This is a genomic window from [Clostridium] polysaccharolyticum (assembly GCF_900111595.1).
Lineage (GTDB): Bacteria > Bacillota > Clostridia > Lachnospirales > Lachnospiraceae > Clostridium_AI > Clostridium_AI polysaccharolyticum.
In genome coordinates, this window is sequence record NZ_FOHN01000007.1 from 122989 (window position 1) to 136439 (window position 13451).

13 protein-coding genes are annotated in these 13451 nt (G+C 38.4%); 12 read left to right on the plus strand and 1 reads right to left on the minus strand.

What is annotated here, in order from left to right; genetic code table 11:
• Positions 1–108 precede the first annotated feature (108 nt).
• The 10 genes from BMY85_RS06455 (at position 109) to BMY85_RS15550 (ending at position 9506) form a co-directional block, all read left to right on the plus strand.
• Entirely contained in the window at positions 109–1233 is a 1125-nt protein-coding gene (locus tag BMY85_RS06455) for a LysM peptidoglycan-binding domain-containing protein (protein ID WP_092477447.1), read from the plus strand.
• Positions 1234–1488: 255 nt separating this feature from the next.
• A complete protein-coding gene (locus tag BMY85_RS06460; protein ID WP_092477448.1) occupies positions 1489–3687 on the plus strand; it encodes an endo-1,4-beta-xylanase in 2199 nt (732 codons plus the stop codon).
• A gap of 179 nt (positions 3688–3866) precedes the next feature.
• Positions 3867–5228, plus strand: coding sequence for an MATE family efflux transporter (locus BMY85_RS06465; protein WP_242939684.1), 1362 nt, complete (start codon positions 3867–3869; stop codon positions 5226–5228).
• A gap of 205 nt (positions 5229–5433) precedes the next feature.
• A complete protein-coding gene (locus BMY85_RS06470; protein WP_092477449.1) occupies positions 5434–5889 on the plus strand; it encodes a hypothetical protein in 456 nt (151 codons plus the stop codon).
• A gap of 331 nt (positions 5890–6220) precedes the next feature.
• Positions 6221–6643: a 6-carboxytetrahydropterin synthase QueD gene (queD, locus tag BMY85_RS06475; RefSeq protein WP_092477450.1), complete on the plus strand. Its 423-nt coding sequence runs from the start codon at positions 6221–6223 to the stop codon at positions 6641–6643.
• Positions 6644–6657: 14 nt separating this feature from the next.
• Complete coding sequence (gene queE / locus BMY85_RS06480; RefSeq protein WP_092477451.1) at positions 6658–7326, plus strand: putative 7-carboxy-7-deazaguanine synthase QueE; 669 nt, start codon at positions 6658–6660, stop codon at positions 7324–7326.
• A 2-nt stretch (positions 7327–7328) separates the two neighbouring features.
• Complete coding sequence (gene queC, locus BMY85_RS06485) at positions 7329–8018, plus strand: 7-cyano-7-deazaguanine synthase QueC (RefSeq protein WP_092477452.1); 690 nt, start codon at positions 7329–7331, stop codon at positions 8016–8018.
• Positions 8019–8061: 43 nt separating this feature from the next.
• Entirely contained in the window at positions 8062–8559 is a 498-nt protein-coding gene (queF, locus tag BMY85_RS06490) for a preQ(1) synthase (protein WP_092477453.1), read from the plus strand.
• 302 nt (positions 8560–8861) lie between these two features.
• Positions 8862–9221 (plus strand): DUF2750 domain-containing protein, encoded by a 360-nt coding sequence (locus BMY85_RS06495; RefSeq protein ID WP_092477454.1) that lies wholly within the window; start codon positions 8862–8864, stop codon positions 9219–9221.
• Positions 9222–9266: 45 nt separating this feature from the next.
• Entirely contained in the window at positions 9267–9506 is a 240-nt protein-coding gene (locus BMY85_RS15550; protein WP_092477455.1) for a hypothetical protein, read from the plus strand.
• A gap of 73 nt (positions 9507–9579) precedes the next feature.
• Here the strand turns inward: BMY85_RS15550 and BMY85_RS06505 are convergent, their stop codons facing one another.
• Entirely contained in the window at positions 9580–10656 is a 1077-nt protein-coding gene (locus BMY85_RS06505) for a tyrosine-type recombinase/integrase (RefSeq protein ID WP_092477456.1), read from the minus strand.
• 176 nt (positions 10657–10832) lie between these two features.
• Here BMY85_RS06505 and BMY85_RS06510 point away from each other — a divergent pair, with 176 nt between their 5' ends.
• Together BMY85_RS06510 and malQ are read left to right on the plus strand one after the other, a co-directional pair.
• Positions 10833–11600, plus strand: a complete 768-nt coding sequence (locus tag BMY85_RS06510; protein WP_143066336.1) for a hypothetical protein — start codon at positions 10833–10835, stop codon at positions 11598–11600.
• A 46-nt stretch (positions 11601–11646) separates the two neighbouring features.
• Entirely contained in the window at positions 11647–13122 is a 1476-nt protein-coding gene (gene malQ / locus BMY85_RS06515; RefSeq protein ID WP_092477458.1) for a 4-alpha-glucanotransferase, read from the plus strand.
• Positions 13123–13451: the final 329 nt, after the last annotated feature.

The following is a 13451-nucleotide window of genomic DNA, read 5'->3' on the forward strand; positions in this document are numbered from 1 at the left end:
AGTCAATTGGAAGGTAAGTTCAATAAAATATTTCAAAGTTGTCATAGAACATTTCAACTGCAAAGGAATATAATATACCAATGATTATGTTTTATGGAAGGTTTCAAAATGAATCGTAGTAGCAACTATAGTAATAATGCTAATCGTAATGTCTCCAATGTTAGCAACGCTGGAGCTAGTTACTGTAACGGTACAAAGTATGTGATTAAAAAGGGTGACACCTTATATAGCATTAGCAGAAGATATGATGTGCCTCTTGCAATGGTCTTGAGAGCAAATCCATATGTAGATGTTTATAATTTGCAGATTGGGGATGAGATTTGCATTCCTGATGGTTCTGAATCCCAGACTCCTGCCAAGAGTCTGGGCCCAGTGCGTCTACCAGTGGCAGAAAGGCCAGCTCCTGTAAATCAAACAAGGCCACAAGTTCCCGTACGTCCACCTAAGCCACAGGAACCAGATCCTGTTATTACACGAAAGGCAGACAGAGCTCCTATGGCAAATAAGAGTACAGAGTCTGGTACAAGAAATACCTTTAACTTCAATTATTATGGGGGCAATTCATTAAATATGGGAAGCAAAAATGAGAGTGTATCCAGGAAACCGGCAGAACAAGTTAAAAAGGCAGCTCCAGTTCGCCAGACCATTCCTGTAGTAGAAAGCAAACCAGTCCGCCAGACAATGGCAGCAGCACAAAGAGAGCCAGCTCGTCAGGCAGTACCAGCCCGCCGTCCAGTGACAACGGAAAGGGAAGAACGTGACATTCCTGGATATTACATGGATACCACTTCAGAACGGCCTGTCAGAACTATGAGAAAAACAATGCCTGTTCGTATTATTACAGCTCCAGTAATGGAGGAAGAAATGTATGTTGAAAGAAAAGAAGATATGGGTGGACGCTGGTGTTCCAATCAAGATAGAGAACGTTTTCACAGTATCTTAAATTATGATGAATCTATGGAAAAGGCTTGCTGTACCAAAATGCCTAAATGCACACAAAGTGTAACACGACCAGAAAAAAATACTTGTGGATGTGGTCAGGATAAAGACGATGACGATAACGGTGGCATTGCAATCATTTCCTATGTGTCCAAAGACAATGATACATTACAGGATGTTTTGGATTATTTTACAATGGACGTAATGGATTTGTTTCAGTACAATGTTCCAGATAGGATTCATTTGAAACCAGGATGTATGATTCGTGTACCTGGAAAAGGGGATGACAGATAAAAATTAACAAAAAGATGAAAGGTATAATTAAATTTATAGACAATTTTGATAGATTATGTAAATGGGAAGTATTTTGCACAGTATTCATCATTTCTGCAGGATGCTTCCTGTTTTTTATATATTTTTAATGCAAAAGGAATATAAGATAAACACGAAATGTTAATACAAGAATTGCTACATGTTAGACAAAGAAATAGAAAAGTAAAAAGCTTTTATTTATAATATACTCTATAATAAATAGGAGGTATGTGAAATATGAGACGAATTTCATTGCTAAAAGGCAAAAAACAATTCAGTATCGCTATGGCTGCTATTATGGCTGTGACAGGTTTTCAAGTAGTTCCACCACAGCAGGCAAAAGCGGATACTGCAAAAGGAACTGTTGTTGCTTCTTTTGATTTTGAAGGAGAGGATACACAAGGATGGGGGCCTCGTGGAGACGAATCGGCTGCTATTACAGCTGACGTAAGCCACACAGGAAAACAGGCAGTAAAAATAACTGACAGAACAGAGTCCTGGAATGGTATTACCTGTAACTGTACAGATTTACTAGAGGATGGAGAATCCTACACAATTGAAGCGTATGTTATGTATGATGACAATAAGGTTGGATATCAGCAAAGCATGATGCTTTCCGTACAGACAACAATTGATGGAAAAGATTCCTATAATAACCTAACAACAGCAAATGTGTACTGTGGCAGCTGGGTAAAAGTTGAAGGAAACTTTACATATGTTGCAGGTACAGACCTTGTAAACTTCTACATTGAAGGAGGTACACACGACTTCTATATTGATGATGTAACCATTACAAGAAACCCAGCAGCTGAAATTGAGGAAAATATTCCTTCCTTAAAGGATGTATTTGCTCCTTACAACTGTAAAGTTGGTACAGCGGTTGTTATGAACGAATTTAACTCTTCTGAAAAGAAGATTATCAAAAAACATTTCAACAGTTTAACAATTGGAAATGAAATGAAACCTGACAGTGTATTGGATTATGATGCAACGGTAGCTTATATGGAAGAAACAGGAGATCAGACAACCCCTCAGATTACATTGTCTAAAGCAGCACCTATTTTAAAATACTGTGAAGCAAATGGCATTGAAATTCGTGGACATGTATTAGCTTGGCATTCACAGACACCTAAGTGGTTTTTTACAGAAAATTATTCTCAGGATTCTAATGCAAAATTCGTATCCAAAGAAGTTATGTTAGAAAGATTAGAAAACTACATCAAAGCTGTATTTGCAACCGTTAAAAAACAATTCCCAGATCTTAAGATTTATACATGGGATGTTGTAAATGAAGCTTGTAGTGACAATGGCGGTTACAGAGCAGCTGGAACAGAGGCCAACAAAGAGGGCTCTTTATGGATGCAGGTTATTGGGGAGGACTTTATTGAAGCAGCATTTACCTATGCAAGAAAATATGCTCCAGAAGGAACGAATTTAGCTTATAACGATTATAACGAATACATGGGTTCCAAAACAAACATGATCTACAAAGTTGCTAGTAATTTAGCAGACAAAGGCCTTATTGATGTAATTGGCATGCAGATGCATCTGGATATGGATTTCCCAAGTGTTGATATGTTTGAAAGTGCAGCACGTAAATTTGCCTCTGTACCAGGTGTGAAACTTGAAATTACTGAATTTGATATTACAACATGGGACAGCACAAAATCAGGATTCGAAAAACAGGGACAGAAAGTAAAAGCATTCTTTGACTGTGCAAAATCCTTAATGGCAGAAGGCATTGAATTTAACTCCATTACATTCTGGGGTGTCCGTGACTGTGACTCTTGGAGAGCACAACGTTGTCCATTATTATTTGATGATAACTATCTTGCAAAACCTGCATTCTATGGAGTTGTAGGTGATACTGTTATTACAAGCAAAGAGCCAGTAGTACCAAGCAAAACTCCAGCAGTAAGCAAAGAACCAGTAGTACCAAGCAAAACTCCAGCAGTAAGCAAAGAACCAGTAGTACCAAGTAAAACTCCAGCAGTAAGCAAGGAACCAGTAGTACCAAGTAAAGCTCCAGTAGTAAGCAAAGAACCAGTACAGGGTGCGCCATCCGTTACGGTAAATACAACAGCAGGAAGTACAATCAACCAGACATATAAGATTGTTCCAAATGGTGGGGCAGTAGATACATCAAAATTAGTAATCCGCTTTTACTATACAAAAGATGATTCAAAGGCACAGGCATTCTGGTGTGACAATGCTGGAATCCAGACACCTTCAGCGCCTTACTATGTTCCATTTACAACAAATGTAAAAGGTACTTTTGGAGATGGATATGTAGACATTTCCTTTGATAAAGCAGCAACATTTACCAATGGTGACTTAACTCTTCAGGTTCGTATTACCCAGCAAGACTGGTCTAATTTTACTAACCTTGAATGTGGCGATGTAGAAGTATATTATGACGGAGTTCGTGTACAGTAAGAGAAAACCAGTAAAATCATTCCTTTAAAATATAAAAATGGATCTGCAGTTTGCAGATCCATTTTCGCTTTATTTACAGCAGTAACGGGATCAGGTATTCCCATACAGAGATCTATTCTGTATAATGATTGTGTTTTGAAATATATAATTAAATGAATAAATTAAGGATGGATCATGTAATGAATACACAAGAAATGGAAGAAAATACTTTAATTAACTGCAGTATAGCAAAGGCGTTGCTGTTTTTTGTTCGGCCGTATTTATTATCCTGCTTAATGCAGGCTCTATATGGATTAGTAGATTTATATGTGGTGGGACTTTTTTATCCATCGGCAATCACTACGGCAGTATCCATTGGAAGCCAGGTCACTCATATGCTAACGGTAATAATTGTGGGAATTGCTATGGGAACTACTGTTAAAATCGGAAATGAAGCAGGAAGAAAGGATAAGGAATCCATAGGAAAGACCATTGGGGCTACCATTACCTTATTTTCTATAATAGCAGTATGTCTTACTTTGATTTTAATGCTGTTCACTAAGCAGATTACTTTTCTTATGCTGACACCAGAGGAAGCGGCTGTTCACACCAATGGATATATACGCATCTGTTTTGCAGGTATACCGTTTATCGTAGCTTATAATGTAATCAGCAGCATTTTCAGAGGATTAGGAGATACGAAGCATCCAATGTATTTTGTAGGGATTGCTTGTTTTACTAATATCTGTCTGGATTTTGTTTTTGCAGGAGCGTTTGGACTAGGAGCAGAAGGGGCTGCTATAGCAACCGTATGTGGGCAGGCGGTTAGTGTAGCTGTTTCACTTCTTATGATCAAAAAAATGAAAATGGGTTATTTTATTTCCAAAGAAAACTTAAAACCAGATCGGGAATGTGTACGGAAAATATTGAATATTGGCGTACCTATCGCAATGCAGGACGGATTTATACAGATTTCTTTTCTTGTAATTACGGCAATAGCCAATGACAGAGGAAATACTTTTGCAGCTGGTGTAGGGATTGTAGAGAAAATCATCTGCTTTCTGTTTTTAGTACCATCCTCATTTTTGTCAGCGATTTCTACCATAACTGCACAAAATATAGGAGCTGGGAAACCTGAAAGGGCAGTGAAGGCTTTGCGTTATGGTTTATGCATTACAGTTGGATGGGGGATTCTTTGTGCTTGTTATTGCCAGCTTGTACCGGGCACGCTGATAGGCCTGTTTTCAAAAGATGCTGAAGTTATTTTTGCGGGATGCGATTATTTGAGAGCTTATGCAATTGACTGTATCTTTGCGGCTATCCATTTTTGCTTTAGCGGGTATTTCTGTGGCTGCGAAAAGTCTACGCTTTCTTTTATTCACAATATGATTTCGATTGTGCTTATTCGAATTCCAGGAGCTTACTTTGCAAGTTTGTGTTTTCCTAAGAGTCTGTTTCCTATGGGATTAGCGGCACCAGCAGGATCTTTGGTTTCAACGCTGATATGTGCTGGATTCTATTATTGGAGTGGGCAGCAGAAGAGAAAGAAGCTGTCTTTTTGATAAAAAAAAGAAGAGTACATAGGAAGGGATTAGGGTACAGCAGGCGAAAGGGGAATCATAATGGCAAAAACAGGAATTGTTATTAGATTGACAATCTCTTATAGATTTGCTACACTATACAGCGTTCTGTAAAACATAGCAATACAAACAGACAATATTACCAAAGTACGAAAATACTTTGAGTTTAGGGAGTCATCACAGTTTTATGAAGAATCAGAATAAGAGAATGATTAAAACAGGTGCGGTTGTGTTATCTGCTACCGTTATCTTTAGCTTAGGTGTTGTATATGCAGCACATTCCTTTTTAAACTGGACTGGCAACAGTGCCATGGTGAATGCAGGAATTTATATTGAACAGACAGCAGATAAGATTATACGTATCACAAACCAGAATAAGGCCTTGACGAAAGAGAAAGCAGAACTTGAGAGGGAACTTGAAAGTCTGAGGCAACAGTTAGAAGAAGCAAGACAAGAAGAAGGCTGGACAGAAAAAGACCAGCAGATAGCAGATTTGAATAACCAGATTATTCAGAAACAGAATGAAGTGGAACATTTAACCAGGGAACTGGAAGCTGCCAATTCTGCTGCACAGGATATCCAGAATAAGCTGGATCAATCATATAGTAAACTTGAGGATGCAGGAATTAATATTTGGGATTGATGGAAAAACAGAGGTGGAGACGGTATTCTGTCTCTGTTTTTCAGATTTTTCTTGACATACAATCATTCCTATCATAAAATAGCTTTGATTTAAGACAGTTCATTTGTACCTTCCTGTCTATAAACAAAACCAGGACTATTGCGTTAGATGTTTTTGTGATGCATAAGTTTTGGATGGTTATGGTGACAAAAGCATCTGATTTTTTTGTGTCTGCCTATAGTAAAACAATTACGTAACAGCCACGGGAGAAGGTTTCTTTCGTGGCTGCTTTTATTACGAGAGTGCGAGAAACTTACACTTTAATCATACAATTAAGGAAAGCAGGGATAACATGTACCGGTTACAAACAGAAGATAGTTTTGATGCGGCCCATTTTCTAGCTGGCTATGATGGAAAATGCCATAATATTCATGGACACAGATGGCGTGTGATTGTGGAAATCCAGACAGCAGCTTTACAAGAAAGCGGGCAAATGAGAGGCATGTGCGTGGATTTTAAAATGTTAAAAAGGGACTTGAAAAAAATAACAGATAAATTGGATCATGCCCTTATTATAGAAAAAGGAAGCTTGAAACAGAAAACATTAGAGGCATTACAGGCGGAGGAATTTACAATCATAGAACTTCCTTTTCGCCCAACAGCGGAACATCTTGCACAGTATTTCTACGAAAATATGAATTCGCTTGGTTATGACATTTCGCTGGTGACGATTTATGAGACACCTGCCAATTGTGCTTCCTATTCGGCAGACTGACAGGAGGGATAGAAATGGCGACTTACCAAGTAGCAGAGAAATTTGTAAGTATCAATGGAGAAGGGACGAAAGCAGGCCAGCTGGCAGTATTCATCCGTTTCAAAGGATGTAATCTCAGCTGTTCTTATTGCGATACGGGCTGGGCAAATCACAAAGACACGTTCTACGAGAGTATGACAGAACAGGATATTCTTAATTATATTTTAGAAACTGGTGTCCAGAATGTAACATTGACAGGCGGAGAACCTTTACTGCAAAAAAATATAGAAATTCTTCTGAAGCTATTAGAAAAAGAAAAAACGCTTCAGGTAGAAATTGAGACAAATGGCAGCATTTCCATAGAGAAATACCGTGTATCAGATAATTTTCCTTCCTTTACTATGGACTATAAGCTGCCAGACAGTAAAATGGAACAAAAGATGTGTCTTGGAAATATGGCAAAGTTACGTCGAAAGGATACGGTGAAGTTTGTTACAGGAAGTGAGAAAGACTTAGAACGGGCAGCAGAGCTGATTAAGCAGTATGATTTAATAAACAGGTGTCCTGTTTACCTGAGCCCTGTATTTGGGCAAATCGAGCCGGAAAAAATGGTAGCCTTTATGAAGGAAAAGAATTTAAATGGTGTAAGCTTGCAGTTACAGATGCATAAATTCATATGGAATCCAGAAAAGAGAGGAGTATAGTTATGAGCAGCAAGAAAAAAGCAATGGTTTTATTTAGTGGTGGAGTAGATTCCGCTACTGCACTAGGAATGGCAATAGAAAAATATGGAAAAGAACATGTGATTGCCTTGTCGGTTTCTTATGGACAGAAACATACAAAGGAAATTGAAGCAGCTAGGAAAATTGCAGAATACTACGGAATTGAGCATTTATTCTTAGATTTGGCAAAGATATTTGCTTATAGTGACTGCTCACTACTGCAGCATTCGGACAAGGAGATTCCAAAAGAGTCTTATGCCAAACAGATTGCCAAAACAGAGGGAGAGCCCGTTTCCACTTATGTACCATTCCGGAACGGCTTGTTTTTAGCATCGGCTGCAAGTATCGCATTATCCAAAGAATGCAGCGTGATTTATTATGGTGCACATGCAGATGATGCCGCAGGGAGTGCCTATCCAGACTGCAGCATGGCATTTCAAGAGGCAATGGAACAGGCGATCTATGTAGGAAGCGGGCAGCAGCTTCATGTGGAAGCACCTTTTATTAACTGGACCAAGGAAGCAGTTGTAAAAGAAGGAATCCGTCTGCAGGTTCCTTATGAATTGACTTGGAGCTGTTATGAGGGAGCAGATAAACCTTGCGGGGTATGTGGAACCTGCATAGACAGGGCTAATGCATTTGCCAGAAATGGCATAAAAGATCCCGCTTTATAGGAACCTGCCAGATAAGTTTAGAGCAAGAAAAGGAGAAGAAATCATGTCAGGAAGAGAAAAAGAAGAAATGAAAGATTTAACTCTATTAGGAAACCAAGGAACAAAATACGCTATGGATTATGCCCCAGAAGTATTAGAGACATTTGTAAATAAACATCCAGAAAATGATTATTTTGTAAAATTTAACTGTCCAGAATTCACAAGCCTTTGCCCTATTACAGGACAGCCTGACTTTGCGACAATAACCATTTCCTATGTGCCAGGTGAAAAAATGGTAGAGAGCAAATCCTTGAAATTGTATTTATTCAGTTTTCGGAATCATGGTGATTTTCATGAGGACTGTGTCAATATCATTATGAAAGATCTGATTCGCCTGATGGATCCGAAATATATAGAGGTTTGGGGAAAATTCACACCAAGGGGAGGAATTTCCATAGATCCATACTGTAATTATGGAAAAGCTGGAACCAAATGGGAAGAGGTAGCTTTTAACCGTATGGCAAACCATGATCTGTATCCAGAAAAAGTAGATAACCGATAAATGGGTAAGCATTAATGATGCAGGCGGTAAGTTAAAATTTGATCCATTTTGGGATTTCGATTTGACCTTATCCAATGTGGACAGTGTTCTTGGTATTGATTCCTGTTTAAGCGACTGGATCACAAAGCGTACTACTTGGCTGGCAAGCCATATTAATTCTGAAGATTTTATAAATGTATTTTTTTTAATGCATTCAGACAGGCTGCTTTGATAGAAGGAAATTTAATGAAAAGCCTCGTTGACAAACTATATTGGCATAGTATAAAATTCTTAAGAAACAATAGCTGGTCAAGGAGAAAATTATGGAAAATATTTCAGAAGTATTAAGTATGTCTGCAGATGACAGATATAAACATTTTATAAAAACAATCATAGAAACCCAGAGAGTATGGTTTTTGGAATTTGAAGATGCATATACCATGTTCAAGAATGATGAAGGCGGTGTAGATTTATTAGTCTGGCAAGATAAAAAACTGGCGGAAGATTATGCGGTGGAAGGTGAAGTTCCAGTATGTATTACCTTCGAGGAATTCTGTGAGCAATGTGAAGGGTATGTAGGAAGCAAAGAAGTTATGCTTATGGTTTGCCCTACGGAAGATAAGGACGTTTTGATTGTGAATATGGAACAGATATTAAAAGATATTGATAAGGCTTTAGCCTAGTTAATGTTGTAATGAAACAAAACACATAATAAGTGAGGTCAATTTATGAAAAAGAAAGCAGGTATTGGCAGTATCCTGATAGGAATGCTATTAATAGGAAACGAAGTGGCAGATAGAATAATGGCAAACCAAACAGTCTGTATTATTGGCGGTGCAGACGGACCAACGTCTATATTTCTTGCAGGAAAAATAGGCTGGTTTAAGTATAGCGGGTTAGTGACAGGGATACTGCTGCTGATGATTGGAATTGGGCTGGTCTGTTGGAAAAAGAAGATAGATGACTAACTCTGTAACTCCTTTGCCAGCAGTATCTGTTCCTATACACAAGATAAGCCATTAGCTTTAAATCATTTGCGATTTAATCAGATTTTGCCGGTCCTTCCTCCCTCATCCTAACAACCTTAGCTGCCCGTCTCTTCCTTTCCTCATCTAATGCTGCATAATGCTTCCTAGTCGTATTCACATCATTATGCCCCAGCACCTCTGCAACCAGATAAATATCCCCAGTCTCCTTATACAGGTTCGTACCATAAGTACTTCTAAGCTTATGAGGTGTGATATGCTTAAACATAGTAACCTCTTTTGCAGTATCCGAAACCAGATTTTCAATTGCTTTCACCGACATACGTTTCCTTTGTATAGATAAAAACAAAGCATTCTCATGACCTTCTACAGCAGTGATCTGCCTACGGGACAGTTCGATATAATCCATCAAAGCCTTTTCAACCTCATCTCCAAAGTAAACATAATCCTCCTTGCCACCTTTTCGGACAATTTTAATACGGCCATTCTTAAAGTCCACATGATCAATATCTAGTCCGACGCATTCCGATACACGAATTCCAGTACCTAGCAGCAGGGTGAAAATGGCTAGGTTACGGAGCTTGTTCTTATCGTAATACACCTTCTTCATTCCAGTCAGGTCTTTGCCGCCAAACTCAACGATATCCAGAAGTTCAGCCACTTCATCTGGATCTAACCTGATAATCTGTTTCTGGTGCAGCTTTGGCATGTCCACTACGATAGTAGGATTATTCTTAATCATTTCCCGTTTACTGTAATATAAATAGAAACTGCGAAGAGAAGATAGCTTACGGTGAATTCCACGCTCATCATTGGTGCGGATTTTTCCGTTTGGATCTTGATATACTTTTAGAAATTCCAGATACTCTTCAATGTCCACTGGCTCAAGTAACTCCAAGTCGGATACGACAATGTCTTTTATTTCTTTTTTAGCAAAGTACGAATTGTTCTGCTGGAGAAAGAAAAAGAATACCTTCAGGTCATACGCATAAGAGATGCGAGTCTTGGTAGTAGTAGTAGGTTCCATTCCACGGAAGTAGTCCCGCATGAATGCAGGAAACTCTTGTAAGATAGTTCGTAGCTTTTCCGTGTTCTCAATAGAAAGCTGTTTATGATAAGATGTTGAATCCATAATTTCCTCCTTTTAGGTAATACTCTAGATAAATTATACCATTTCAGACAGAAAAAAGCAATTTAACGAAGAGAGTTAAGCATTTAACGAAGAGAGCGACTGTATTTGACAAGTAAAACAAACTATATTACCATGAAATGAAGAAGTTATATCAATAAAAGAAAGGGATAGGCAGTATGGAGGAATCGTTACTTTATTCCTATGGAATGTTATTTTGTAACACTTTTGGCAAGGTGATGTTCTATGGAGGAACTTCTTATTACCACAATATCATCATAATGGGACTTGTGCTATTTGAACGTGCCAATCTGATAGAACTGAAATGGAAGTCTAGTGAAGTTGTGAAAGACAGGCTGGAAGTCCATGCTAAGAAAGATGAGAACAAATTCCAGCAGATATATGTGAAATATGCTGACAGAGAGGTCTCATTTCCAGAGCAATTAGAAGAATACCGTTTCTTATATGAGAGGATACCGTCGGACCATTTTATCAGTTTTGTACAGCTGATGCAAAGGGCTTACAGATACGAAATGAAACAGACTGAGAATACCATGAATGCTTTTATGAAGCGTGAACTTTTAAAGAGACAGCTGGTATTGGAATGTGAAAAAAAGGGCTGGTTTGGACAGAGAAAGAGGTATCTGGCTGCTAATGAAGAAAAGCTCCAGGCACTGGCACAGAGTATGGAGGAGAAGCTTTCTGAGGAACAGGAATTATCCCAAGAACAGTTTATCCTTTATTATCTGGCAAAAACAGAGGGCATGCTGCCAAAATTATTTGGCAAGGAGAAAGCAAAGAACATATATGATAAAATTGAACAATTATCGAAAAAAGAACCCTATTGTTTCTGTTTGTTTATAAAACTTTGGAATTTGGTTAGTTTTCTTGAGGAAAATATTTTCTTGTCATTTTCTGTTGGTGATAACGAAGAAATTCCTTTATAATAGTATGTATAAGTGTTATTTGGTGGTATAGAAATGGAGGTATCATATGAGAAGCAGTGGGATTTTAATGCACATTTCATCACTGCCTTCTCCCTATGGAATCGGAACGTTAGGGAAAGAGGCATATGAGTTTGTGGATTTTCTAAAACGGGCAAAACAGACGTATTGGCAGATCCTTCCGATTAATCAGACAAGCTATGGAGATTCTCCTTACCAGTCATTTTCCGGATATGCGGGCAATCCGTATTTTATCGACCTGACAATGCTGTGTGAGAAAGGATATTTAGAAAACGGAGTCTGTGAACTTTACAATTGGGGAGATAACGAAACAAAGGTGGACTATGCAACCATGTACCAGAGCCGTTATGAGCTGCTGCATATTGTATTTGAAAATTTCATGGAAGAAATTCCAGACGAATTTGAGATATTTTGCTGGGAGCAGAGAGAGTGGCTAGAGGATTACGCTTTGTTTATGGCGTTAAAGGATGCACACAATGGACAGAGGTGGCAGCTTTGGGAAGAACCTTTAAAGTTCCGTGAGGAAAATGCTTTGGAAGATGCCAGAGCTAAGTACAGTGCAGAGATCCTTTTCTGGAAAATGACACAGTATTTCTTTTTTGAACAATGGCATAAGCTGAAATCTTATGCAAACCGCCAGGGAATTCAGATTGTTGGTGATGTGCCAATTTATGTGGCTGCGGACAGTGTAGATGTCTGGAAAGAACCAGAACAGTTTTATCTGGATGAGGATAGAAAAATGATTGAAGTGGCGGGATGTCCTCCAGATGCATTTTGTGAAGATGGACAGCTTTGGGGCAATCCGTTATTTAACTGGGATGTGATGAAAGAGGATGGATATCAGTGGTGGACTAGACGCATTGCTTATGTATCACAGCTTTATGATGTTGTAAGAATAGATCATTTTCGTGGATTTGAATCCTATTATGCGATTCCTTATGGCGAGAAGACAGCAAAAAACGGGCACTGGCGAAAGGGACCTGGTTTAGATTTGTTTCAATGTCTGAAAGAAAAGCTTGGTGCGTTACATATCATTGTGGAAGATTTGGGCTACCTTACGGATGAAGTGGCAGATATGGTGAAAGGGTCAGGTTTTCCAGGAATGAAGGTACTTCAGTTTGCTTTTGATATAAGGGAAACCAGTAATTATCTTCCTCATACATATGACAGGCATTGCGTGGTGTATACAGGAACTCATGACAATGATACTCTGCTGGGATGGGTTGAAAATGCACCAGAGGAAAGTGTAGAATATGCCAAAGAATATTTAAGGCTGGATAGCACAGAAGGATATAACTGGGGGATGATGAAGGCGGTTTGGGCAAGCGTTGGAGACACTGCATTTGTTACCATGCAGGATCTTCTGAATCTGGGCAGTGAAGCACGTATGAATACCCCATCTACTTTGGGCCGCAACTGGCTGTGGCGTGCTACCAAAGAACAGATTTCTGACGAGTTAGCAGAGAGGATCGCAGAAAACATGAATTTATATGCAAGAATTTAGTGCAAAACTAAAAAAAGTGGTATTTTTATTAGTAAATAACAAACCATTTAATTAAAAATTATTAGATTAAATTGTTAAAAATGCACAAAAAATATTCATATTTCTGTAAATTTAACGGATTGAAAAAAGTTCTTTACTGTTATATCATATATTCAAGAGAAATAGTTCCGTATAAAATAGTTTATGACGTTTTCAGTTTTTTATCCCTTTCGTTTTATTTCTGAGAATCTTATGATTGTTTTAAGGAATTGTAACACTGGTTATCAATATATCTGATTGTACATTGAGACTTTTATCCGCTAATTTATAGCCTGGATGGTTGTAGGTGC

Excerpts from the sequence above, each read along its gene's own strand:
- queE (WP_092477451.1), top strand. The coding sequence starts at position 6,658 with ATGGCGACTTACCAAGTAGCAGAGAAATTTGTAAGTATCAATGGAGAA.
- queD (WP_092477450.1), top strand. The coding sequence starts at position 6,221 with ATGTACCGGTTACAAACAGAAGATAGTTTTGATGCGGCCCATTTTCTA.
- BMY85_RS15550 (WP_092477455.1), top strand. The coding sequence starts at position 9,267 with ATGAAAAAGAAAGCAGGTATTGGCAGTATCCTGATAGGAATGCTATTA.
- malQ (WP_092477458.1), top strand. The coding sequence starts at position 11,647 with ATGAGAAGCAGTGGGATTTTAATGCACATTTCATCACTGCCTTCTCCC.
- BMY85_RS06455 (WP_092477447.1), top strand. The coding sequence starts at position 109 with ATGAATCGTAGTAGCAACTATAGTAATAATGCTAATCGTAATGTCTCC.
- BMY85_RS06495 (WP_092477454.1), top strand. The coding sequence starts at position 8,862 with ATGGAAAATATTTCAGAAGTATTAAGTATGTCTGCAGATGACAGATAT.
- BMY85_RS06510 (WP_143066336.1), top strand. The coding sequence starts at position 10,833 with ATGGAGGAATCGTTACTTTATTCCTATGGAATGTTATTTTGTAACACT.
- BMY85_RS06470 (WP_092477449.1), top strand. The coding sequence starts at position 5,434 with ATGAAGAATCAGAATAAGAGAATGATTAAAACAGGTGCGGTTGTGTTA.
- BMY85_RS06465 (WP_242939684.1), top strand. The coding sequence starts at position 3,867 with ATGAATACACAAGAAATGGAAGAAAATACTTTAATTAACTGCAGTATA.
- BMY85_RS06505 (WP_092477456.1), bottom strand. The coding sequence starts at position 10,656 with ATGGATTCAACATCTTATCATAAACAGCTTTCTATTGAGAACACGGAA.
- queF (WP_092477453.1), top strand. The coding sequence starts at position 8,062 with ATGTCAGGAAGAGAAAAAGAAGAAATGAAAGATTTAACTCTATTAGGA.
- BMY85_RS06460 (WP_092477448.1), top strand. The coding sequence starts at position 1,489 with ATGAGACGAATTTCATTGCTAAAAGGCAAAAAACAATTCAGTATCGCT.
- queC (WP_092477452.1), top strand. The coding sequence starts at position 7,329 with ATGAGCAGCAAGAAAAAAGCAATGGTTTTATTTAGTGGTGGAGTAGAT.